The organism is Cyanobacterium aponinum PCC 10605, assembly GCF_000317675.1.
Classification (GTDB): Bacteria; Cyanobacteriota; Cyanobacteriia; order Cyanobacteriales; family Cyanobacteriaceae; genus PCC-10605.
Genome location: NC_019776.1, coordinates 66997 through 92497, shown reverse-complemented (window position 1 = coordinate 92497; position 25501 = coordinate 66997). Strand labels below are relative to the sequence as shown.

General features: G+C 34.7%; 19 protein-coding genes and 1 tRNA gene. 6 read left to right on the top strand and 14 right to left on the bottom strand.

Features of this window, described 5'->3' with window-relative positions:
- Positions 1-25 precede the first annotated feature (25 nt).
- From dcm to CYAN10605_RS00395, 3 genes are read left to right on the top strand one after another with little or no spacing between them, the layout of a single operon-like run.
- Entirely contained in the window at positions 26-316 is a 291-nt protein-coding gene (dcm, locus tag CYAN10605_RS00405) for a DNA (cytosine-5-)-methyltransferase (protein WP_041922384.1), read from the top strand.
- Between the two features lie 36 nt (positions 317-352).
- Positions 353-1123, top strand: a complete 771-nt coding sequence (locus CYAN10605_RS00400) for an HNH endonuclease (RefSeq protein WP_015217970.1) — start codon at positions 353-355, stop codon at positions 1121-1123.
- A 22-nt stretch (positions 1124-1145) separates the two neighbouring features.
- Positions 1146-1892 (top strand): BsaWI family type II restriction enzyme, encoded by a 747-nt coding sequence (locus tag CYAN10605_RS00395; protein ID WP_015217969.1) that lies wholly within the window; start codon positions 1146-1148, stop codon positions 1890-1892.
- An 895-nt stretch (positions 1893-2787) separates the two neighbouring features.
- Here the strand turns inward: CYAN10605_RS00395 and CYAN10605_RS00390 are convergent.
- The 7 genes from CYAN10605_RS00390 to CYAN10605_RS00360 all read right to left on the bottom strand — a co-directional run bounded on the left by CYAN10605_RS00390 (position 2788) and on the right by CYAN10605_RS00360 (position 16649).
- The gene (locus CYAN10605_RS00390; protein ID WP_015217968.1) at positions 2788-3885 is read right to left on the bottom strand and encodes an MAE_28990/MAE_18760 family HEPN-like nuclease; all 1098 of its coding nucleotides are present in this window, start codon (positions 3883-3885) and stop codon (positions 2788-2790) included.
- Positions 3886-3891: 6 nt separating this feature from the next.
- Positions 3892-5079, bottom strand: coding sequence for a DUF262 domain-containing protein (locus CYAN10605_RS00385; RefSeq protein ID WP_015217967.1), 1188 nt, complete (start codon positions 5077-5079; stop codon positions 3892-3894).
- A 91-nt stretch (positions 5080-5170) separates the two neighbouring features.
- Entirely contained in the window at positions 5171-9211 is a 4041-nt protein-coding gene (locus CYAN10605_RS00380; protein ID WP_015217966.1) for a magnesium chelatase subunit H, read from the bottom strand.
- Between the two features lie 317 nt (positions 9212-9528).
- Positions 9529-11226 carry a potassium channel family protein gene (locus CYAN10605_RS00375; protein ID WP_015217965.1) on the bottom strand — a complete coding sequence of 566 codons (1698 nt, stop codon included), beginning with the start codon at positions 11224-11226 and terminating at the stop codon, positions 9529-9531.
- Between the two features lie 295 nt (positions 11227-11521).
- Positions 11522-13438 (bottom strand): 1-deoxy-D-xylulose-5-phosphate synthase, encoded by a 1917-nt coding sequence (gene dxs, locus CYAN10605_RS00370; protein ID WP_015217964.1) that lies wholly within the window; start codon positions 13436-13438, stop codon positions 11522-11524.
- A 532-nt stretch (positions 13439-13970) separates the two neighbouring features.
- Positions 13971-15593 (bottom strand): SpoIID/LytB domain-containing protein, encoded by a 1623-nt coding sequence (locus tag CYAN10605_RS00365; protein ID WP_015217963.1) that lies wholly within the window; start codon positions 15591-15593, stop codon positions 13971-13973.
- A 273-nt stretch (positions 15594-15866) separates the two neighbouring features.
- Positions 15867-16649 (bottom strand): PspA/IM30 family protein, encoded by a 783-nt coding sequence (locus CYAN10605_RS00360; protein WP_015217962.1) that lies wholly within the window; start codon positions 16647-16649, stop codon positions 15867-15869.
- A 277-nt stretch (positions 16650-16926) separates the two neighbouring features.
- On the opposite strand from CYAN10605_RS00360, the gene CYAN10605_RS00355 reads away from it, so the two are divergent.
- On the top strand, positions 16927-17820 hold the full coding sequence (locus CYAN10605_RS00355; protein WP_015217961.1) for a S1 family peptidase: 894 nt from the start codon (positions 16927-16929) through the stop codon (positions 17818-17820).
- A gap of 371 nt (positions 17821-18191) precedes the next feature.
- Here the strand turns inward: CYAN10605_RS00355 and CYAN10605_RS00350 are convergent, their stop codons facing one another.
- A complete protein-coding gene (locus tag CYAN10605_RS00350) occupies positions 18192-20258 on the bottom strand; it encodes an ABC1 kinase family protein (RefSeq protein WP_015217960.1) in 2067 nt (688 codons plus the stop codon).
- A gap of 243 nt (positions 20259-20501) precedes the next feature.
- Between CYAN10605_RS00350 and CYAN10605_RS00345 the strand changes: the two genes are divergently transcribed.
- Positions 20502-20825: a DUF760 domain-containing protein gene (locus tag CYAN10605_RS00345; RefSeq protein ID WP_015217959.1), complete on the top strand. Its 324-nt coding sequence runs from the start codon at positions 20502-20504 to the stop codon at positions 20823-20825.
- 118 nt (positions 20826-20943) lie between these two features.
- Here the strand turns inward: CYAN10605_RS00345 and CYAN10605_RS00340 are convergent.
- The 3 genes from CYAN10605_RS00340 to rpsF form a co-directional block, all read right to left on the bottom strand.
- A tRNA-Pro gene (locus tag CYAN10605_RS00340) sits at positions 20944-21017 on the bottom strand.
- Between the two features lie 47 nt (positions 21018-21064).
- Positions 21065-21421: a DUF1818 family protein gene (locus CYAN10605_RS00335; RefSeq protein WP_015217958.1), complete on the bottom strand. Its 357-nt coding sequence runs from the start codon at positions 21419-21421 to the stop codon at positions 21065-21067.
- 23 nt (positions 21422-21444) lie between these two features.
- Entirely contained in the window at positions 21445-21894 is a 450-nt protein-coding gene (gene rpsF, locus CYAN10605_RS00330; RefSeq protein ID WP_015217957.1) for a 30S ribosomal protein S6, read from the bottom strand.
- Positions 21895-22091: 197 nt separating this feature from the next.
- Here rpsF and CYAN10605_RS00325 point away from each other — a divergent pair, with 197 nt between their 5' ends.
- Positions 22092-22877 carry a fumarylacetoacetate hydrolase family protein gene (locus CYAN10605_RS00325; protein ID WP_015217956.1) on the top strand — a complete coding sequence of 262 codons (786 nt, stop codon included), beginning with the start codon at positions 22092-22094 and terminating at the stop codon, positions 22875-22877.
- A gap of 122 nt (positions 22878-22999) precedes the next feature.
- Here the strand turns inward: CYAN10605_RS00325 and CYAN10605_RS00320 are convergent, their stop codons facing one another.
- The 3 genes from CYAN10605_RS00320 to CYAN10605_RS00310 all read right to left on the bottom strand — a co-directional run bounded on the left by CYAN10605_RS00320 (position 23000) and on the right by CYAN10605_RS00310 (position 25468).
- Complete coding sequence (locus CYAN10605_RS00320) at positions 23000-23479, bottom strand: Tic20 family protein (protein ID WP_015217955.1); 480 nt, start codon at positions 23477-23479, stop codon at positions 23000-23002.
- A 39-nt stretch (positions 23480-23518) separates the two neighbouring features.
- Entirely contained in the window at positions 23519-23716 is a 198-nt protein-coding gene (locus CYAN10605_RS00315; protein ID WP_015217954.1) for a hypothetical protein, read from the bottom strand.
- A 411-nt stretch (positions 23717-24127) separates the two neighbouring features.
- Complete coding sequence (locus CYAN10605_RS00310) at positions 24128-25468, bottom strand: glycosyltransferase family protein (protein WP_015217953.1); 1341 nt, start codon at positions 25466-25468, stop codon at positions 24128-24130.
- Positions 25469-25501: the final 33 nt, after the last annotated feature.

Sequence of the window (25501 nt, the reverse complement as noted above, 5' to 3'; positions counted from 1 at the left end):
TTACCACACATATTAGTTAAGAGCCTTGAACACAATAGATATAAAAACTGGCATTGATTTATTTGCAGGAATAGGTGGTTTTAGAATTGCCTTAGAAAATAATGGTTTAAATTGTATTTATTCTAATGATTATAACAAATATAGTTGTCAAACATATTCAGCTAATTTTGGGGAAATATTTTGTGAAGATTTAAACAATATTCCTGCTGAAAATATCCCTAACTTTGATTTATTATGTGCTGGTTTTCCCTGTCAACCATTTTCGATCGCAGGTGTGAGTAAAAAAAAATCTCTGGGAAAAAACAGAGATTTTTAAAACTATAAATTAAGTTAATTAATATGACCACAAAATATGAGAAGAAATTGGACTAGACATGAATTGATTTTGGCTTTTAGCTTTTATTGCCAAACTCCTTTTGGAAAGTTACATCGTCTTAATCCAGATATTATTAAATTATCAAAAATGATTGATAGAACTCCTAATGCGGTAGCTCTTAAATTGGTGAATTTTTCCAGTTTAGATCCCGAATTGAAAAAAAGAGGAATAAAAGGAATGGGTAATTACGCTAAAATGGATAAGATTATTTTTGATGAGTTTCATGATAATTGGGAAAAACTTTTTTTAGAAGCTGAATTACTTTATGAGTTTTATAAAAATAAAGATAGAGATACATCACAAGAAATTTATCTTTATGAACCCAATCGAAAAATAGGAGAAGAAATAATAACAAAAACAAAAAGGAGAATTAACCAAAATTTTTTCAGAAAAATTGTCTTGTCTAATTACAATGAAAATTGTGCAATTTGTAGTTTAAATTATGTATCTTTATTAGTTGCTAGTCATATAATTCCTTGGTCAAAAAATAAAGAAACAAGATTAAATCCTCATAACGGTATTTGTTTATGTTCAATTCATGATAAGGCTTTCGATCAAGGATTAATTTCTTTTGATGAGGAATTTAAAGTTATCATTTCTCCTCAAATACATAAAATTAAGAATAATGCGATTAATAATTATTTTATTAATTTTAATCATAGGGAAATTAATTTTCCTAAAAAATTCTATCCGTCTTCTGATTTTTTATCCTACCATAGAAATAATATTTTTATTAAATCCAGTTAATTTTATTCAATTAGTGAATATTATGTCTTCTTTATTGAAACAGGAAAAACAAATATTAAAAATGATCAAGTCCAGATATTATATGATTCCTATTCTCAGTAAACTTGATGAATATATTGATAAATATGGTTTAGAAAAATCACTAGATTATCTCAATAAGATTTTAATTTTAGCAAAAGATGACGTGGAAATTTTGTTAGACAAGAGAATTTTAGCTGGAGAAATAAAAGATAAATCTCAGGCCAGAAAATCTATTGCAGGAAATGCTTTTTCTCTTCTTATTAAATATTTATTTCTAACTTTAAAGGAAAATAAATTTATCAAATCTAATGTTTTTGTAACTTCTAATCCTAAACAATATAAATTAATTAGCGATATAGTAACCATTAAAGTTGATAATGAAACTCAAAAACCAGATATGGATTTAGCAATCTATAGTATCAACAAAGAAAATGAGTTAAATAAATGTTTAATCTTATCATTAAAAACATCTTTAAGAAAAAAAAGTGAGCAAATTTGTGCGTGGAAATTATTATTAGAAATTGCCACTTCTGATAATCCCATTAAAGAAAAATATAACATTAGTTATGAACATAAAAATATGCCTTTAGTTGGGTTTGCAACGGTAAATTTTTATGATGAAATTAATAATCCTCAACATCGTGGAATGTTTAAATTTTTTGATGTGGCTTTTATTGGTAAACCCTTAAATGCTGAATTTATTAATAATCTATCAGATTTACCTCGTTTTGTTAATGAAAATCTTTAAACATTTAATGGTTAAATAATTGTTAAGATCAAGCAAAATGCGATTGTTTTTTTGTAAATATCCCTCATCGGCAAGAATTTTCCATAGAATATGCCCATAAAAACTTTAATCAGATAATTGAAACTGCACAAAAAGAAGCAGTTACTTTAAAACAAAATAAAGTCATTATGGAGACTAATTTTTTTATAAAAATATGATTTTTTGTAAAGTGGTTTGCGATACGATTCCGTTAATTAAATGAAGGTGGATGGATTGAATAGCGAACAGACAGGATTTTGGCGGATAAATTTGAGCCTTATTTAAGCTAACTCTTGCCGATGCAATTGTTTATGCCACAGCAGTACAAGAAAAAGTGCAAATTATAACATCCGATGATCATTTTCAGAATTTACCAAATATACAATATTTTTTTAAAAAACCTGATATTAATGATTAAAAAATAAAGCAATATTTTCAAGTTAATTTTTTTTATTAAATGAAAAAGGTACTCATTTCCCACCCTATTATTAATAAACTTGTTGTGAAATAATGTCTTAAAATGCTCGAAATCCTTGCTATATAAGATTTACAAACACTTCTAGCGTCAAATGGCTACAACTTATACTCAGTAAAGTTTTCAGGCGTTTTTTTCGTTATTTTGCAACAACTCTAATGATTACTCAATGTCTTAAATTCGATCGCACAGCACCACTTCATCATCGATCACATCCCTTCTTAGTATAATAATTGAGATTCATTTGATCAATATTCTTCTCTGAGGTTTTCCACTAAAATATCTTTTACTAACTACATATAATATGTAAAGTTAATCAAGTTTATTGATAAAAGAGTATTAATGTTTTTTTGGTACGAATACTTAGATTAAATAGGTAGCAAATATGATTGTAGTATATCATTAAAATGTTCCACTATCTAGTTTATCAAAATTAAATATATATACTGTCCAATTTTTTCTTGCATCAATATTAAATTGAATCCAAATATCTTGTTCTTTTTCAGGAACTTTAATATCTTCTTTTTCTATATATTGGTCATTCGATACAATACTTATTTTTTCTATTTTTGCAAATTTACAAATAGATGTTTCTTTCTTGACTAATAGAGTAGGTAAACCGACTGATAATAAAATACTATTATTTACTTTTAGTCTTGCAGATTTTAATTTATCTCGATATTGTCTAATTTGGCCTAAAGTGATTATTTTATTTAAAGCAATCATTCTTTCAAGAGTTTGATATAAAATCAAATCATGAAGAGAAAAACATATAGTATTTATAAAGTTACAAAAATCAATTAACTCATTAAAATTTAATATATTATCTTGTTGAATATTATGACTAGCATCATTTCGATAATTAATAAACCTCTGTAATTCTTTTTCAACAGTAGTTTGATTACTATTAATACTTGATATTGATTGCTGAATACTGTTACTTTTTTGTAGCCAATCCGATGTATTTTTTATTCCTGCATTGTCTAATAATTTATTTAATTCACTCATTCGCAAATTATATTGGTGATCTGTAAAAACTTCTTGAACTAACTTATAATTAATATTTGTATTTTTAGGAATGTTGATTAATTTTTCTAGTTTTAATTCTGGATATTTATTTCTATTTAATCTTTTTATTAATTTAGCAATTCCTAAAATATATTGTTTCTGAAAATCCATTCCTAAATCTGAGTATTTCTCAAATATATTTGGTAGATTATCAATCCAAATTGAAATCAACTCTTCAACAAAATCTTCATAAATAGCATATAATTGCGTAATGACAGAACAATGTTGATAACGTTTCCATTGATCAAATCCTACACTACTTTTAGTTAAATCCAATTGATTATTTTCTTTCAAAATATTTTTTACAGTAGAATCATTACCAAATATTATGTCCGTTAACTTCTGATTTTTTGTGGTAATTTCCTTTATACTTTGAATATTATTATCAACTTTATCTAAAAGGTTTTGTAGTTTTTGAATAAATTTATTCATCTAATATCAGTTTTTAACAATTCCTATTAACATATCATTAACTATTTTGATTCTTTCCTGTGTTTCTGATTTGCTAGTTTTTCCCGATGATAAGAGCTTAGATTTTTCTCCATAAAATATCTCTTTAGTCTTTTGAATTATTAATTCTTTCTTATTAAGAATAATATTTGCTTTGTCTAAATTAAAGCTAAATGCAACCATAATTGCATCATAATAAACTTTATGAGATTTTTTACCCCAATCATTATTTTTTATATCAAAAGGTTTAAAAAGATTTTCTTCATAAATAGAAAAGCAAAGCTCAATAGTTTGATTAAAAACAGTTTCTAAATAATTAATATCATCCCGATTAAAATTTAACGCTTTTAACATATAACTATCTAAAAATCTTTTAATATCTCCGTTAAAATCATCAAGATGACGCAAAGCAAAAAATCGAAGAATTAACTCTATATCTTCCATTTTTTTGTACATGATATTTTTTTCCAACTTTGTTTCATCTAATGGAAGATCCCATGCTTTTCTAAAAATAGTGTTTTTCGCTAAATCTGATAATAATTCACTAAATTTACCATGATATAAACAGTTTCTAATTTCTTGAGGTTTCATATCAATTCCACCCCTATTAAGACGTTCAAAAGCAAGTTGTGTTAAATAAAATTTATCCTCTTCTCTTTTGGCAGATTCTGTTATTACAACTATTATAGGAATTGATCTTCTATTAATTTCAGATCTAATATCCGATGGTAATGATTCATAAGTATAACCATTTAAGTCCTTCCATAAATCCAAACCTGTTAATTTAAATTTATTACTATAAAATTCTTGAATTGCATTAATTCTTTGTTGACCATCAATTACTTCGTATGAACTATATGATTTTTCATAAAAAATAACGGGAGGTATAGGAATATTAATAATAAATGATTCTATTAGAAGTGATTTATCTTTATTTGTCCATCGTTTTCTTCTTTGATAAAACGGTTGTATTTTTAAATAATTATCTTTTTTTAAGGTTTCGACAAAGGCGGGTAATCTTTCACGATTAAATTCGGTTAAAATTCTTAATTTTGGTGCATTAGGTGTCGAAAATTGTCTATTTTCCTCCCACATATTGATTTCAGATGGAGCATAGATATTTTCTACTCTTTCTGTGATCAATTTTTTTGGGAGTCTATCTGTTGTGGTAGTCATAAAATTAATATTTTTATCAAGATAAATCGGGTAATAAGAAAAAACCTTTGTTCATAAAAGTTAAAACTTATTACCCATAAATCTATATTAACTATTCAATGCCTTCGATGCGATCTTCTGCTTCTTGGTAGAGTTGTTGTAACCTTTCAATATTCTCCTCTGAGGTTTCCCAGTAACCACGCCCGTTAACTTCTAAGAGGGTGCTTACCATACGGCGGAATGAGTTGGGGTTTAAATCCATCAACCGTTTACACATCTCTTCATCTTTGATAAAGGTGGTGTTGGTATCCTCATAAACCCAGTTATCCACAGCGTCGGCAGTAGCACTCCATCCCATCGTATTTACAAGGCGTTTGGATAATTCCCTTACCCCTTCATAACCGTTAGATAACATACCCTCATACCACTTAGGATTTAATAATTTGGTACGAGCATCTAAACGCACGGTTTCGGAAAGAGTACGCACTTGGGCATTAGCGGTGGTGGTGTCTGCGATATATGCAGAGGGTTTTTTACCATCATCGCGCAAAGATGCAACTACTTTGGTAGGATCGGAGTCGAAGTAGTGGGATACATCCGTTAAGCTAATCTCAGAAGAATCTAGGTTTTGGAAGGTAGCATCGGCAGTTTTCAAGGATTTCTCAAAAATAGCTCGATTTTCGTCCATTACCCCCGGATTATCGGAGTTAAAGGCAAAGGATTTACGGTTTAAGTACATATCCCGCAATTCTTGCTCCTCTTCCCAACTACTATTTTCTACCGCTAGGTTAACGTTACTAGAATATGAACCAGAAGCATTAGAAAAGACACGGGTTGCCGCTTCACGAATATTAACGCCCATTTCTTCCGCTTGTTCTAAGGCGTGTTTGCGTACATAGTTCATTTCTAAAGGCTCATCGGCTTCGGCGGCTTTTTTCACCGCTTGATCTAATAATGCCATTTGATTGATGAACAAGTCACGAAATACACCCGAACAGTTAACGACTACGTCGATACGAGGTCTGCCTAATTCCTCTAAGGGGATTAATTCGAGTTTGTTGACACGCCCTAAAGCATCAGGCACGGGTTTAACCCCAATCATCCACATAATTTGAGCTAAGGATTCCCCGTAAGTTTTGATGTTATCTGTTCCCCATAATACACAAGCGATGGTTTCTGGGTACTTTCCGTCGTTGTCTATCTTTTGACGCTCTAAGAGTCTGTCAACAACGATTTTGGCTGATTGTACTGCCGCTAAAGTAGGTATTTTTTGGGGATCGAGGGCATGAATATTTTTACCAGTGGGCAATACATTGGGGTTACGAATGGGATCGCCTCCGGGTCCAGGAAGCACATATTCACCCTCAAGGGCTTTTAATAATCCGCCTAATTCATTATCGGCACAAACTTGCTCTAAGCAAAATTCGAGGTATTCAAATAAGGGTTTGATGGCTTTTTCATCCACTTTGGTGTAACCTAATTCGTGTAATTTGGCTACCCAAGGTTCTTTTTTACCCATATTGAAGAAGTTGAGCTTAGAAACAAAGGAAACTCGCCCTTCTGCGTTGGTTTGCTCCTCTACTAAAGCTCTTACTGCGGCTCTGGTGGCTTCGGTGATTTGTTGCAACAACTCCACATCCGCTAAGACACCTTTATCAGCGTTGCGGTAAATTTCCTCCATGTTGCGTCCAATACTATTGGCGATAATGGTTGGTAATGCCCAAATGCCTTCTTCTTCTCTGTCTAAACTAGCGATATTGACAAGAGTTGCGATCGCCTCTTCTGCGGTAGGAGGTTTACCGATGATGTGCAAGCCACAGGGTAAAAGACGAGACTCAATCTCCATCAACTTGCGATAGACTGCACCGACAATGTGATCTCTTTCATCTTGGGAAAGGGTGCTAGAATCAAATAAATCGGTTTCTGCTTCTGGGCGAATGCCATTCGCCCCTACGGGTGCAATTTCAGGGATGTCTTTGTCTAGGTTGCAGATACGGGCTTTATCCACGATGGTATTGACAATTTGCACACCTCGCCCACCGTCTTTAAGGCTTTGATAAGAACCGATTAACTCGCTTAATTCCTCTAAACCTTTGTATAATCCAGCATTTTCCGCAGGAGGGGTTAAATAGGAGATAGTAGCGGCATAACTACGACGTTTTGCAATGGTTGCCTCACTGGGGTTGTTAGCGGCGTAGTAGTAGATATTAGGAATATTACCGATTAAACTGTCAGGATAGCATTCCCCAGACATACCCATTTGTTTACCTGGCATAAATTCGAGAGAACCATGTGTGCCAAAGTGCAATACAGCATCAACACCCCAGACTTTTTCAAGATAAGTATAGTAAGCAGCAAAACCATGATGAGGAGACGCAGAGCGAGAGAAAAGTAATCTCATCGGATCACCCTCGTAACCGAAGGTGGGTTGTACACCGATAAAAACGTTGCCGAAGTGTTTGCCGTAAATTAACAGATTTTGTCCATCGCTATTCAGATGCCCCGGAGGTGCGCCCCAGTTTTCTTCTAATTTTTTGGAGTAGGGGGTTAAACGCTCGTATTCTTCCACACTCATACGATAGGCAACATTTAATTCGGGGCTAGAATATTGAGCCTGTGCGTCATGGATTACCATTTGCATCAATTCTTCGGGGGTGTCTGGCACGTCTTGCACGTCATAGCCGTTGTTTTTCATGCCTTTTAACACTTCATGAATTGAGCCAAACACGTTTAAATAAGCGGCTGTACCCACGTTTCCTTTATCAGGAGGGAAGCTAAAGACGGTAATTGCTAATTTTTTCTCTAATTTGGGTTTTTTGCGTAAATTTGCCCATTTTAAAGCACGAGTTGCGATCGCCTCTACTCTATCTTGAAGGGTGATAGATTTACCCGTGTTGCCATCTTTCCCTGATAAAATAATAGGCTCGATCGCACCATCTAATTCAGGAATAGCGATTTGTAATGCAACTTGAATAGGGTGTAAACCGAGATCACTTTCTTCCCATTCTTCCGTAGTTTGGAATACTAAAGGTAAAGCTACCATGTAGGGACGATTGAGACGGGTTAAGGATTCCACTGCCTTGGGATGATCTTGTCTAGCAGGACCTCCTACCAATGCAAAACCAGTCAAAGAGACTACAGCATCAACGATAGGTAAAGGCTCAACTCCCTCTACAGGCTTATCCCAGAAATACTCATCCACAGGTTTCGAGAAATCCAAACCACCGGCAAACACAGGAATAACTCTCGCACCACGATATTCTAACTCCTGCAACATCGCCACATAGTGAGCATCATCTCCGGTTACTAAATGGGTTCTTTGTAAGACTAAACCTACACAAGGAGCAAGGGGATCTTTTAAGTCTTCGCTAATGTCATCACGGCTGTTATACCATGCTAGATAATCCTTGATGTTTTCAAACATTTTTGGGGCGAGAGGATGCCAAATACCCATATCAGGATAGACAATAGGCTCTGCGTAGTCTTTACTAGCTAATAAAGATTTTTCCCCTGTGAATACGTATTTGTCTGCTAGCATCAAGAAAAAGTTTTCAAGGTTATCAGATGAACCACCTAACCAATACTGAAAACTCAACATAAAGTTACGCGCATCCTGTGCTTTTTCTACGGGGAGATATTTTAATACCGTAGGCAAAGTGCGTAATAATTTGAGCATAGCATCCTCAAAACCAGCACCAGATTTTTGACGACGTTTTTTCATGAAGTCGCCAATAACGCTCTTGCTTTGTCCTAGCTGTGCCATACTGAAACTGCCCATTTTGTTAAGGCGCATCACTTCAGGCATAGAAGGGAAAACCACCGCAACATCTAAGTTATCTCGATAGGGTGTTACCGCATCTACAACTTTCTGAGCTAATTCTTCGATAAAGATAAGAGAGGCAATGAAAATATTTGCTTCTGCTACATCCTTTTTAAATTCCTCGTAATTTTCTGGGCTTCTCAACTCCTCAATTAAATAACCACTTACCTCAATGGCAAGATTGGGATTATGAGCATTGATGGATTTAACTGCTCCAGAAATGGCACTTTGATATTGTGACTCTAGTACCACATAAACTACCTTCATTAAAGCACGTCCTTGTAAATCTTCTGGTGCTATATGTCGGATAGCTGATTTTACGTTAGTAAACATTAAGCAGAAAACTCCGTGTTATATGATTTTTATACTAGGTATGTGAAAAAATAATGACTTGCCCAATAATAGGCTCTTTATTGTTTTTACCATGAAAATAAGCTCTTTTACCTAGATGAAGTCTTTTTTTACGGTTATCCGTAGTTTTTTGTTACATCTCTTTACACTTTTTACTCGATGATTGCCGAAAAAATGTTTTGGTGAAGATGAGGCAAAGGGCAAGAGGCAAAAGTGTTTAATTAATAATAACCTTAACACCCCAATACCCTAATACCCTAACTCCTGAACCTTGCTTGTCACTCACATATTACACAATATTAGTAGATTATTTGTAGGATTTGATTTGAATTGCTTTGCCATAATTGTTTTAATTTTGTAGCAGGAACTGTCAAATATAATACATCTTGATTTTTTAATTCTGTGGTGAGTAAATTCCAACCGTGAATATTTTTATCTTCTCTGGCAATGTATAAGGGAACAAAATCTCCATCTGGTGCGATATTCTCAACGATTTTCCCACAAAAGGGATGATTAGGAGTAATTAGAGTTGCGATCGCAACCCATAATAAATCATCAGTCATACCATTACCTAATATTCTACCGCCAAGAGCCGCCGCCGCAAAAGAATAAGTTGCTAATTCACTAGGAGAAAAAACATTTTCAAATTGAAAGACATCCTGCACAGATTCAGTAAATTGATTGTCTTGGATACGTAACACTACGGGTAATTTCGGCATTAGGGCTTTTGCTGTTAAGGCAATTTCCACATTTACCATATCATTGCTAGTAACGACGATGATGCCATTTGCTCCTTCAATATGGGCAGATTGTAAGGTTTCTGCTAGGGTTGCATCTTCGAGAATAATTGGAATACCGAGCGATCGCACTGAGTGTAAAAAACGATTACTATGATCAGACTCAATCACCACTATATCATGTCCTTGCTGTTTTAATTCCCGAATTACTTCCATACCGACATTACCCAAACCACAAACAACATAATGATTAACCGTTGCTACCCTTGCCGCATCTAAAAACTGTTTAAAACGGCTACCCAAAACAAAATCATTGAGTAAAGCATAAAAAATACCCACAATTCCCGCCCCAATAATCATCATGACAGCCGTAAAAATTTTAATCCCATCGGGGGCGGATTCCGCTACTTCCTCCTTTCCTCCTGCTCCTGTAATCATTCCCACACTAAAATAAAGAGCATCTACTGGAGAAATATTCCAATTAACCATTAAATAAATAATACTTGCAAGGGCAATGAGAATTATCAAAATTAATGTCACCATGATGACAGGGCGCACATATTGCTTATAGGTGCTTAAATTGAAAAAAAATTTGAACCACTGCTTCCATAAAAAACGAGATTTGCGCTTAAATTTAGTTTTATGAGCAACAATCAAATGATCCCCTACTTGTAATTTTTGCTCTGTTTTTACCCCTGTTACTAAGTCCATCTCCCCTATTTTGGGCAGATAATAAATTAACATTTGTTCAAGATTTTCCCATAAGTGAGACAAACTGACACCATACCAAGGATGATTAGAGTCGATAATTTCTTCATGTAATGACCAAGTTTGCTCAAATAGTCGTAAATGTCCAATAGTTTTACTTCCCAATGCCGAAAAAGCGAAAATGGGGGCGGCTAAACGAGCAACACTCATGGTTAAATGATCGGTAACGGTATAATCTAATCTTTGTCCGAGAGTTTGATTATAAAGACGATTAACGATGCGAATTTTTGGGTTTAAAGTCTTTGCTTGAGTTAATATAGCTATGTTTAAAGCATCATCATTACTAGCTAAAACAATCGTGGTTGCTTCTTTTATTCCCGCTTCTATTAATACTTGTGGTGAACATAAATCTCCCACAATAATTCTATCATCTTCTTGAACTACCAAGGTGCGATCGCTTAAACCCACAACCTCGGCACCCTGTTGCTTTAACAACTGATAAATTTTGTATCCTGTACGCCCTAAACCCGAAACTATAATAAGTGGTTTCATTGCCCTATCTGCTAATTTTTTATCAAACCTCTATTAACCTGATCAAAATTATCCTCTAGCACCCAGAAATTAACTGTAATCCACAAAACAATTAGCTAAAGGAATTAGGAATGTAGGATAAGGCAATAGTGAATAGTAAATAGATTTCAAAAGGGCAATAGGCAATAGGCAATAGGCAATAGGTAATTAGTAATTAGTAATTAATTAAAACAGTCAAACTTGACACCTGACACCTGAAACCTGCAACCTGCCACCTATCCTCACCAAAACACTTTTTCAACACCTCTAATAAAGATTAACTAGCAACAACTGCAGGTTTTTCCGCAAACCAAGAGGAGAGAATTTGCTCAGAAATTTGAGGTGCAGTTAAGCCTAAATCAGCAAAAGATTGATCGGGTTTGGCATGATCTACTAAAATATCAGGTACACCAAAACGTTTTAATTTTGCCATAACTTCCGCTTCTGTTAGGGCTTCCGCCACTGCTGAACCAAAACCACCTATCAAACAACCTTCTTCGAGGGTGGCAACTTTACCAATTTTTTCTGCTAAAGGTAAAATTAACTCTTTGTCTAAGGGTTTAACAAAACGTGCATTAACCACAGTTGCTTCGATTCCGTGTTCACTTAAAATACCAGCAGTTTGCATGGCAGTATTTACCATTGAACCATAACCAAGCAATAAAATATCATCTCCCTGACGTAAAATTTCGCCCTTGCCAATTTCCAATTCTTCCCAACCTTCCTCGGCTAAAGGTACACCAATACCACTACCACGAGGATAACGCATTGCGATCGCACCTTCAGTATAATTAATACCAGTGACAATCATTCGTTGCATTTCCGCTTCATCTTTAGGTGCCATAATCACCATATTGGGGATACAACGTAAATAAGCAATATCATACATACCCTGATGAGTAGGACCATCTGCACCCACAATACCCGCTCTGTCTAAACAGAAAAATACAGGTAATTTTTGAATGCACACATCATGGATAATTTGATCATAAGCCCGTTGTAAGAAAGTAGAATAAATAGCAACGACAGGGCGCATTCCCTCACAAGCCAAACCTGCGGCTAAAGTAACAGCGTGTTGTTCTGCAATTCCTACATCAATATATTGATCAGGTAATTTTTGTTGTAACTTATCTAAACCTGTACCCGTAGCCATTGCCGCCGTAATACCTACAATTTTGGGATTATTTGCCGCCAAAGTAGTTAAAGTATGAGCAAAAACTTTCGAGTAACTAGGGGGTTTGGGTTTATTAGAAGGGATTGGTTTCCCTGTAGCTAAATTAAAGGGATTTTGAGCATGATAACCCACTTGATCCTTTTCTGCCAAAGCATAACCCTTGCCTTTTACCGTTGCCACATGAACTAAAACAGGACCTTTCACTTTATGGGCTTTATTGAAAGTATCAATCAATTCGCTCAAATTGTGACCATCAATGGGACCAAAATAAGTAAAGCCTAATTCCTCAATGACTGCACCAACCTTGGGCATTGCTAGACGTTTCATCGCCTCTTTCAGATTTTTCATTTCAGCAGATAAATTTTCTCCATCACCAAATAAAGGCAAATGCTTGAATTGTTCCTCTAAATTACCTGTGATAAACTGAATGGGGTCAGATAGGCGTACTTTATTCAAATAACGAGAAATCGCCCCCACGTTAGGAGAAATAGACATTTCGTTATCATTCAAGACTACCATTAAGTTAGTATTCGGTAAATGCCCAGCGTGATTAATGGCTTCTAATGCCATACCTCCAGTTAACGCCCCATCACCGATAATAGAAACTACTTTGAAATTTTCCCCTTTGCTATCTCTTGCTAAAGCCATTCCTAACCCTGCTGAGATGCTTGTAGAGGCGTGTCCAGCACCAAAATGGTCAAATTTGTTCTCACAGCGTTTTAAGTACCCTGCAATGCCATCTTTTTGTCTTAAAGTATGAAAATCATGGTATCTTCCTGTGAGCATTTTATGGGGATAAGCCTGATGTCCTACATCCCAAATCACCTTATCATGATCTAAATCTAGGGTTTGATATAAGCCAATGGTTAGTTCCACAACCCCTAAACCAGGTCCTAAATGTCCTCCTGTTGCCGCTACGGTTTCTAAATGCTTTTCTCTGATTTGTTGCGCGATGTCTTCTAACTGCCGAATTGATAAACCATGTAGTTGATTGGGATGGGTTATTTCACTTATGTGCATTATTCTTTTTTCCCTATAATATATATTGATTAATATGTCAGATTGTTAAGACTACTTTCCTTTATTTTGTCTTAATTTTTCTTTTCTTGCTTTAAGGTAAAGGATTATAAATCTTTGTAATGTTTCATGAATGACAAAAATTGTCTTTAATTTACCTACTTAACCTCAGTTCAGTTTAAGAATATCAGATAAGAGTAGGTGTCAGGTTGCAGGTGTTAGGGGATGGGGGATAAAGGGCAGGGCTGTTTCATTTTCGAGAAAGAAAAAAGAGCGGGGGATAAGGGGAGAGGGAGATGGGGAGATTTTTGACTTGCAGATTTTAAGTCAGAATAAAAAATCTTGAAACAATCAATTAATCATAATAAATTATCAAAACTCATTACTCATTGCTCGTTACTTATTACTCCCTCTTAAACAAGGGGGGTTTGCCCATTGCCCTTTTCTCAATCACTCTCTATAAAAATTTATCCAGAATTGAGATTACCTAAGTTCGATATAAGAATATGCGATTTAGATAGGTTTCTGGTTTAATTTAGTTGCTGTTGATTGCCTGATTATCTTTTAAAGGTTGAACTTGTGTTCCGGGATAATAAAATTGTAATATTTTTTCCGCAGTCCAACCTAGCTTAGCAAGATTATAACTGCCAAATTGACTTAGTCCTACTCCATGACCAAAACCACCGCCTATGAATTGATAGGCTGTTAATTTTTTGTTTTTATCATAAATAGGTTCTAAGTAAAAAAAGGTGCTTCTAGGGGGGGCGAAGGCGCTTCTGACTTCATTTTTTTCTAGGGTAATAACTCCTAAGTCAGTTTTTACATCTAACTTTAAGATTCTACCAGAGGGCGATCGCTCTGTTATTTTCATGGATTGAATTTCTTTTATATCTACAAGAGGATGTTTTATTCGGGTTAAATATTTTTGCAAATCTTTAGTTAAATCTGTGATGCTACTTTGTTTTTGCCAACGAAATAAACTTCTACCCGTTTCATTAAAGCCTTTTTCTAAAGAGATAAACTTACGAAAATTATCTTCAGACTCAAGACTTTGTTGACTTAAATTCCACACTTGTTGCGGTGAATCAATCACGGATTTTAGATAAGGGCGATTTTCTCCATTCCAAATATCTGTAAAATTAGAGGTTATTCCCCCTGTGGTAGAAGAATATAAAGCATCCACTAATTCATTTTCATACGTTAATACTAATCCTTTTGTAGATGCGATCGCCTGATCTGCTATTTTGGATGTACCACTTAAACCATAATAAACTTGACAATGGGTATTTGCACAAAGTTCATAATTATCAGCCGCAAACCTTCTTGTGTTGCGTAGGGCGTAAGTTCGAGCAATAATAGTTTGAGCTTGAGCGGCGGCTAAGGGTGCATTGCTACCGATTTCGTGAGGCACAACTCCCCGTAAATAGGTTTCTATATCAACTTTATTAACCAAAGTATAATTGCCATAGGAATTGGGCTGAAGTGTAAAATTGCCTCCATATTTGCGATTTTTGCCGTCTTTTCCTTCCTTAATTTCTATTAATCCTTGATTGCTACTGATTTTTAAAAAATTTACTTGATAGGTATTCTCCCCCACCGAAAAAGAAACCTCTGGCTTTTCTAATAAAATAGCTGTTTCAATATAGACATTACTATAACCTGCTTCTTGTAACTGTTCTAATAATAATCGTCTCAAAAAAGGAGTGTTGTAAGTGCCACGCTTTGCCCATACCTGCCAACGCCCGGGTTGAGTTATCTCCACATCAATACCTAATTCCCTCCAATTATTGGCATCATCTTCTGCTGTTTCAAACGTACCATGATCCCCTAATATTAATCTTTCTTCAATGTATTTGTGGGGTAAAGGCTGGGGTATGATGTCTAATTTTAATTGCTTAGTAGTTAAAGACTTATTTTCCCCAGTGAGATTATCTGTAAAAGTTAGTTTTAAATTATCCTCACCAATACTTGTTAAAGTTATTTCATCTTCTAATTCTTCTCCAAATCTTTGCACAATACCAATTTGTAGATCCAATGCTAAAAGAGGCAAAGTCTGAAATAAAAAAGGAATAATAGTTAATATTGCAATATTCAAGAAAAGTTTATTAAGTTTTAATAACCAATGATTTTTTCCCTTATTTTTATTTAAAATCGTCATATAAAAGCCATCAATATTTTTAACTATTCCATAGTATAAGATAAAGTTTAATCATTGACTTGTTTTGCTATAGACAGTTGTAATTAGAAAGGATAAAACGCAAATCCCCCTCTATCCCTCCTAAATATGGGGGAAGGCAAAGGTAAATAGTTGATAATTAATAACTTCTAATGTACGGGCGAATGGCCATTCGCCCCTACCTAACTCCAAACCCCGAACTCATTACTACTCATTACTTATTTCTTTCCAATCCCCTAAAACCCCATAAAATAATTAGCTTTTTCTTAATTCCGCTCTTAATTTTTCCAACTCATCATCAATGGGAGGTGTATTGCTAGAAACTGTTTCACCATCAATAATCTCATTACCAGCAGGTAAAGCAGTACTGGGTTCAGGAGTACCAGATAATTGACGTTTCAAGGCTTCTAATTCATCATCTACCGCCGTGCCACCTTCTAAGGATGCCCATTTGGAATCCTCTCCCATTCCCGCTAATTCTCCTACAGCACTTGCTTCTGCTTCTTCTAGCATTACTCTTTCTTCCATGCGCTCAAAGGCAGACATGGCGGAACTACTGTTAATATTGCTGATGGTACTTTGTAGCTGTTTATTTGCTTTTGCCGCACTAATACGAGCTTTAAGCATATCTTTCTTCGTTTTTGCTTCTGAAATTTTGCTCTCTAAAGCGGTTAAATTACGACGAAGGGCATCAATTTGTTGCACTTGACTATCTAATTGTGCTTTTAAAGTAGCGGCAGTTTCAGCATGGGTTTTCTTTCTCACTAACGCTTCTCTTGCTAAACCCTCTTCTCCTTTTGATAAAGCTAATTGCGCTCTTTGTTGCCATGTATTGGCTTCGCTTAGATTTTTCTGGTACTGTTGTTCTGTTCTTTTTTGAGAGGCGATCGCTTGTGCTACAGCTTGACGCATTTTAACGAGGTCATCGCCCATTTCACGGATACTCTGCTCTAAAACCTTTTCGGGATCTTCAGCTTTATCAATCATATCATTGACATTTGCTCTTATTACCCTACTGATGCGATCAAAAATTCCCATAATTACTTTGACCTTTATTTTAACTATATTTTCTATATTACTTTAGACTAATTTTATTCTAAATCATCATTCTAAGATTAGGGTTATAACTCATCTGTTGCATTATTTAAAATCTACGAGAATATAATGCTATGAATAAGATATGTTGAGGGTTTTCTGAAAAAGTCTTTTGATGGAATTGGGCAAATTAAGTTTTTTTTTTGCTGATATGGGTTCTCTGTTTAAGATGAGTTTACAATGTTAAAATGGCATTATCTTTTTTGGTTAAACTCCCTCTATGTTGCCCGTAAACCAGCTATTTATTAAGGTATTTCGTCAAAAATGGCAGTTATGGGCGATCGCATTTTTCCTTTTCTTTACCCTCACTTTCATTATCCAAGAGCAGAAAACTACCCAACATAAAACCCTCGAAACGAAAATAAAAGAGATAGGTAAAAATAGTAAAATACCAAAAAAAAGTCTTAATCAAACAGAATTAAAAGAAATAGCAAAATTAGTAAATGTTAGAGTTTTTGCAAATATTGATGACCATGAAATAGGTGGTTCAGGAGTAATAATTGGTCAAAGAAAAAATAGTTATTTAGTATTAACAAACAACCATGTAGTTGATAACAAAGAAATTAATTATCAAATTCAAACTCACACAGGAAAAATTTATAAAGGGGAAGTTATTTGGCAAAATAATGATAATTTAATAGTTGATGATTTAGCTTTATTAACTTTTGAAAGTCAAGAACAATATCAAACTATCAATATCAAAAATAATTATATACCTAAGAAAAATGAATTAATTTTAGCTAGTGGATTTCCTTTTCAAGACAACTTAAAACAATCAGAAAACATTAAATACACTTTCGGAAATTTAAGCCAAGTTTTACCAAAGCCTTTAATCGGAGGCTACCAAATTGGTTATACAAATAATGTTCATAGTGGTATGAGTGGAGGCTCAATTCTCAATTTACAAGGTCAACTAATAGGTATTAATGGTTTAGGAAAATATCCCCCTTTAGGTAATCCTTATATTTATCAAAATGGAAATGACATCCCCGAAAATCAAGTAAAAAATATGAGTAATTTAAGTTGGGGAATATCAAGCCAATCTATAAATAAATTAATTAGTAAAGTTGAACAGCAAAAAAATATAGATTTTCAAATTCAACAAGTTGAGTAAAATTAAAGCTAGTCCAGTGTAAATTTTTTGGTTTTGCTAGCGGATTTATTCCGATAACTAACCTTCGTTCGGTTTAAGAATATCCGATAAGGTTAGGTGTCAGGTGTCAGGTTGCAGGTGTTAGGGTGATGAGGAGATGAGGGGAGAGGGTGAGAGGGGGAAGTAGGGGTTTAGGGTTTTGGGGTGGTAGGGGTTGAATATATTTCACTTCAGTTCGGGTTAAGGCAATTTTATCGTTATTTCTAAGAAGCTATAAGGTTTTCTGACTACGAGTTGGGATGCTTTCAGCTTATCCAAAACTCAGGTTAACTAGCTACCTACCGCCCCTTATGATTTGGATATATCCTAACTTACTCAAAGTAAGAGAGTCTTTATTTTCTTGCACTAGGTAAAGAATATTGAGGATTATTTTTAACCCCATTTTTACCATTGCCATTATAGTTATTACCATTATTCGACTCTAGTAATAAACTACGAATTAACCTTGCCGTTGCTTTTTCTGCTAAACCTCCAGCTATTTTCTGTCCCAATTTTTGAGTTTCTTTATTCTGAATAATATTCGTGACTACGGGAATTAATTTTAAAGGATCATATCCATCAGTTTCTTGAAGGATTTTAACAATATTCATCAATCTTTCAAAAGATTCATCATTACTGCCATTATTATGATTCCCGTTTCTACCATTACCATTATTATGATCTACCGATGAGCCATTATTGAAACCAAGAGTTTCTCGCACGGTGGTAGAAATATTAATCCATGTTTTTTGTCCAAAGTTATCTAAAGAATTAACTATTTCATCGGCTAATCTTTCTCTGATAAACTCACCTCTTTCCGATAACAAAAAATCTAAGCCTTGGTTAATTACTCTGTCAAAATCATAATCAGGGGAATCTTTGGCATTTCTTAATAAATTTTCCAGACGATTCCAACGGAAACTACCATCTTTAAATAACAAATCTTTCAGGGATTTTCTTAACTCAGGAGATTGATCTGTTAATAGTCTTTTGGCAACATAGGGATAGGCTTTACTTAATACTTTAAAATTGGGATCTATATTAATAGCGATACCTTCCAATGTCACCATTGAGCGAATAATTAAAGCATAGTAAGCTGGTACTCGGAAAGGAAATTCGTACATCATTGCCGACATTTCGTCTGTGATTCGCTTAAAATTGAGTTCTGCCACACTAGCACCAAGGGCATTGTTAAAAACGTTTGCTAGGGCTGGAATAATGGGCGTTAAGTCTGTGTCGGGAGTTAAAAAGTCTAATTTTACATAATCTTGAGCGAGAGCTTCAAAATCACGATTTACAAGGTGTACCACTGCATCAATTAAGCCATATCGTTGATAGGGTAAAATCGTACTCATCATCCCAAAATCGAGATAAGCCAGTTTACCGTCTTCCATTGCTAATAAATTACCGGGGTGAGGGTCAGCATGAAAGAATCCATGTTCTAATAGTTGTTGTAAGGAACATTGTACCCCTATCTCTACCAATCCTGTGGCGTTGATGCCTTGAGCTTCAATTTCTTTGATTTTGGTTAATTTTGTGCCATTAATCCATTCCATCGTTAAGACTCGGCGCCCGGTGTATTCCCAATAAATTTTCGGTACGTAGATTTCGGGAATATGTCCATATAATTCTTTAAATCGAGCCGCATTTTCCCCTTCTTGTAAATAATTCATCTCCTCAAAGATACGGGCGGCTAACTCGTCGGTAATTGCGACTAAGTCTGAGCGAATTTTTTTGACATTTTCTTTGATCCAAGATGCGATCGACCTCATAATATAAATATCAAGGGTGATACGTCTTACTAAATCAGGGCGCTGTACTTTTATCGCTACTTCCTCCCCTGAATGTAATTTTCCTCTATATACTTGTCCTAAAGAAGCGGCGGCGATGGGATGTTCAGAAATTTCCGCATAAACTTCTTGAGGTTTTGCCCCCAATTCTTCCTCGATAAACTGATAGGCAATTTCATTGGGAAAAGGAGGTAGCTGATCCTGTAATCTGGTTAATTCATCCAAATATTTAGGAGGAACTAAATCAGGGCGTGTGGACAATGCTTGGCCTATTTTTATATAAGCAGGACCTAATTTTGTCAGAATTTTTCTTAATTTTACCGCTCGCTTCAATTCATTTTTTTTCGTATTTCCCCAAAAACCATCCCACCAACCATCCAACAAGAAAGACAGAAATGGAAACAGAATATTTAATAATCTACCGAATACTTGTAAAGGGCGTTGACGATAATATTCAATAATCATATCTGGGTGATACCGCCAACTATCAGGAGACATATCACTCACTGGACCTAAATCTTCCTTATGTTTTACGGGGATAACAACAGGATTATCATGGATGTTAACGATATTGTCATCAATATTATCAAGATTTTCTTTGCTTTCTGGAGGGGTGATGGTTTGAGTCATAAAAGTTTCTACTATACTCTTTGGTCAAGAACAATTAGAATAACTGAGCTAGAATATCTCATGAAAGATCAAGATCTTGTCGAGAGCCTAGTTTTGTTAACTATTGTAACAATATCTTCATCATAAACCAGTAAAAATAAATTTGTGGATATATATTTAGCCGACAGAATAGAGAAAAAAAGATTATCATATTGTTAACAAAGCAAAGAGTAACGGCGTAAATTCCAACAGAGGAAATTAATAATGGTATTTGATTCTAATTTTTTTCAGCGCGAATCAGAAACAACACTCAAAAATACATTAGTTGAATATTTACAAAAACAACATCCAGAAACATTAGAAAGAGTTGCCCAATCGGCAACTCCAGAAGTAAGAGAAATTATCACTCACAATGTACAAGGTTTATTAGGAGTTTTACCCTCTGATGGATTTAACGTACAAATTGTCACAGATAGACAGTATTTAGCGAATTTATTAGCTTCGGCGATGATGACTGGTTATTTTCTTTGCCAGATGGAAAAAAGAAAGGATTTAGAAGACAGCATCAGCAATACTGATTCTCTTTAATTTTTGCAGGTTATCAGGGGATTGATTGAACAATGTTCAACCCCAATAACTCAAGTTTATCTGATATTCCTAAGCTGAACCCCACCTTAAAAAGCTAGGTTATCTTAAAAACAAAAAATCGGAGCGGCGGGATTTGAACCCACGACCCCCACTACCCCAAAGTGGTGCGCTACCAAGCTGCGCTACGCCCCGTTTAATCACATTATCCTATTATAATAAAAAAAGAACAAGTCGTCAAGTTAGAATAAGTGAAAAGACTGTATAGCCTTTAAAAGCTCTGGTAGAACTTCGACAGACCAAGTTCCTTCACAACATCTACCTTGAGATAAAATAACTCGTAAGGAATAATTTTGAGGATATCCTTCTGCTCCTAACCACAAAAGTTCACTTTCCATCTCACAGACGATTTTTTCTTCATCCATGAGATGTTCGCTTATATCAATTACTGCTTGATTAATTTCTGGTAAAAGACGACAAAAATCAGCCATTTCGGCAGAAGTTAGCTCCATCGCCCAATCTTCGCCCCCTAATAATCCTTGATAAGTGCAAGGATTTGGTTTCCAACCAATACGCCATCCTTTACCTTGTTTAATCAAGTAATTTATCCTCTAAGAGAAAATTACGCTTCTACAGGTGTTTCTGTTTCTTCTACTTCCACTTCCTCCTCACTACTTTCTTCAGTGGGAGAAGAATCAGCCGCCGCAGGAGTTGGTAACTCAATGGGTGATTCAGAAGCGGTAGAAGGGGCGGAAGGAATATCTTTTTCTTCAAAGTCGAAATCAGAATCTAATTTGATAGTAAGATAACGTAAAACTTCCTCTCCTAAGCGCATATCTCTTTCTATGGAGGCAACTTGAGAACCATCACCTGTATAGTAGGTTAGAATGTAGATTCCTTCTTGAAATTTTTGAATAGGGTAAGCTAGACGACGTTTGCCCCAAACTTCAAGGGATACTTTTTCTGCTCCATTTTCTTTGAGGAAATCACGATATTTGCGCATCTGCCCGTTGACTTGCTCTTGAGTTAAATCAGGACGCAAGACAAACATCATTTCATAGGTATTGGTCATTTTTGTAAGTTTCTCCTTTTGGACTGTAAAGGCTTCTTTTTATTACCAGAAGCAAGGTTTTTTGTTGTCCTATTTACTATCTGAAAAATATTTTTATTGATACTTTCGGACAATAGTGCTTATATATTTATAGCAGAAAAGAATTTATTGCACAATCATTCTCATTATATAATTTTAATTCATTTTATTTTTCGATTATGGCACAACGTTATGTCAGGGTAAAAACCATTACTGGACAAACCTATTATGGTCGATTACAACTGAATCGTACTGTAGAAGTTTTAGATGCTCCACCATGGTTAAATGGAAAAGTAACAGATTTAATCTTACAAGAATCCGATTATCGGTTACTGCCCCCCTGTGCTCCCTCTAAAATTGTGGCTGTGGGCAAAAACTATTCTGCTCATGCGGCAGAAATGGGTTCAGATATACCAAAAGAACCTCTGATTTTTCTTAAGCCCCCTTCTGCTATTATTGCTCATGAACAGGCGGTTATTTATCCTAAACAGTCTCAAAGAGTTGATTTTGAGGGAGAGTTGGCTTTAATTATAGGCGATCGCACCAAAAATTGTAGTATTGAAGATGCAAAAGATAAAATTTGGGGTTATACCATTGCCAATGATGTAACGGCTAGAGATTTACAGAAAAAAGATGGACAGTGGAGTAGAGCGAAAGGATTTGACACATTTTGCCCTCTAGGTCCTTGGATTGTGCGAGAATTGACTTCAGGAGCAAGAATACAAACATATATCAATGAAGATGAAAACGAGCCGAAGCAATCCGCTTTATTATCTGATATGGTTTTTTCACCTGAAGAATTAGTTGCTTATATTTCTCAAATTATGACTCTATTGCCCGGAGACGTGATTTTAACAGGTACTCCAGAAGGCATTGCCCCTCTACAAGTGGGAGATTCAGTAACAGTAGAAATTGAAAGTATTGGCAAGTTAACCAACTTTATTGAAGCTAGTCCAACGGAGTGAATAAAGAAATAAAGTAAATAATTACTAATCTATTAATATAGATTTATAGTGAGGGCTAAAGCCCTTATTTTAGAAATTTTTTCTTTAATATTTGTTGAATGCAACTCCCAACCTTAAGCTCATTACCAAGGTACTTGAGAATAGGCGGCTTCAGATATAGTAGGCATTTCTGCATATTTACCTGAAGCAGACTGGAAAATACCATAGCCACAGGCTACCAGAGTACCTAAAAATAGTGCATTAGAGATAGTTTCTGTGAGCAAGGATGTGCCTAAACCTCTAAAAATGACATTGAAAACCAAACCGACGAGAATCAGTAGAATATCGATTAAAATTGCCTGCATGGTATTAAAGCGAATAAAATGACTGATACGGGCATTTCGCACCACGGCGGCAAATAAAACAATAAATAGAATAAAACCGCCAAAGGGTATTTGATTGATCAAAATTAGAGGATAAAGAGGTATGATAATTAATTGTAAAAAAGGGAATTGTCCAAATAAAAAACTGCCAAACTCTAGGGCGTAGTAAAGAGGGAAAAGATAAACAAGAGATGCAAAAAGTCTATCTTTCCAGTCAGTAGATGAGGTTCGCCAATTCATAAATTTAAGATTAGGTGTTTGATTTTAACCAATGTTTATTTATACGATATTAACAAGACGAAACCCCATCTGACATTCATATAATTGAGGTTGTCTTGGTTCTGATGTACCTAAACAATGACCACAACTGAGTTTTCCCCCTTGCCAACGAGGGCTTCCTTGTTGATTAGCCCATAAGCAATTTTGACACACACTATCCGTGCTTAAAATCTGTTCTTTTTGGAGAATTACTAGCATGATTCCCCCCTTTTCGATTATTTTAGGTTGATTTTGCCTTTATTGTAGCCTTTTTATTCTTTAAAAATGGCTATTTTGCTACATTTGTTAATAAATCTGATAATAATAATTATAATTGGCTCTATCACTTTGAGTATGTAAGTTATTAGTTAGGGTAGGCAACAGGCAAGAGGCAATAGGCAATGGGGGATTATTAAATAATAATTTATAAACTTTTAGTTTTAGTTTTACTATAAATACTATTCAATAAAGGTTATGGAAGTTATTTTCTATTAATTTATCATAACCACACTCTGAAGAACCTTATAATTTTTATAGGCAAGATGTCTGTTTCACGGTAAAAAACTCTTGAGGTAAAGATTTTGAATCATTCAGCAAATCCTAATTAGCAATGAGAAATTGGGAATTTATTCAAGTTTTTAAGAGAATTTTGGCAGAATTTTTCTTCTTTTTAACAATTTCTGTGATTAATTGCGGAATTTTTTTTAACCCATCTAAATCTATATTTACTGTTTGTGGATGGTGTTTTTTTTCTTGTCTAAACCACTGACTTAAGGCATCGGCACTCAATTGTTGGGGGTGCAACATATCGACAAAACCTAGTTTGTTTAGTATTTCTGTCCTAATTAATTGTTCCTTGCGGGGGGTAATTCGTGGCACTATTAAAGCCCGTTTTTGAAAAGAAAGTATTTCGCAGGTGCTATTATATCCTCCCATTGACACTACCCAATCGGCTTTTTTTAGTAATAAGGTGGGTTCATTAACATATTCTAATACCTGTAGATTCGATCGCACTGCACCATTTTGCGATGGCATTTCACAATATTCCTGAATTTGTTGCCGCACAGAAGGAGGCATCATGGGACCTGTGACAATAATACCATAAGTATTTTTTGGTAACTTACTTTGAGCAAAAGCTAAAGCTAAATTTCCACCGTCTTGCCCTCCTCCCACCATACATAAAGCGAGAGAGTTTGACGGAAAATGTAAATCTGTTTTATGATGATGTTTTTGATACCATTGAATACGAGCAGTTTGATCTAAATAACCTGTATAGTGCAACTTACTGGCTATATCAGGACTAAAAGTATATTCTTGTATCGAGTCATAAATTTGCTCATCCCCATAAATCCATACTTGATCATAATATTTGCGAATGGCATCTTCATAATTATTTTTTTGCCAACTATTTTTAATAACATCAGGATCATCTAAAATATCTCTTAAACCCAGAATACATTTAGTTTTTGTCTTTTTTCTTAGATATTTAAGGATAGGATTCAACTCATTGATTGCACCCCTAGGCACATTGTCAACAATAAAAACATCTGGTTGAAAATTCTTCATTGCTGTTAAAATAATTTGCGATCGCATCTTAATAATTTGTTTCAAAGACATATCAAAATGCCTAGCCCGATATTCCCCATCACTAGACTTATATAAGGCAGGAAGAGTTAAGTAATCAATAGCAGAAGAAGAAAAAAACTGATTACCCTCTCCTATACCACTAATTATTAAAATATTGCCAGAAATACCGGATTCTTCTAAAGTTTGAGCGATTAGCTGATTTCTTCTTTTATGCCCTAAACCCATCGTGTCATGAGAATAAAGAACTATTTTTAATTTTTTAGGAAATATTTGTTCTTTTTTAACAGCAAAATATTGATTAATCTTAATTTGAGGTTCGGAAATCGGAACAACATTACGATGATGTGTCCATAAATTCTTAAAATAAGGTAGGGCAATATTCATTATGTTTCTTTATTCTTGTCTGACAATTGATAA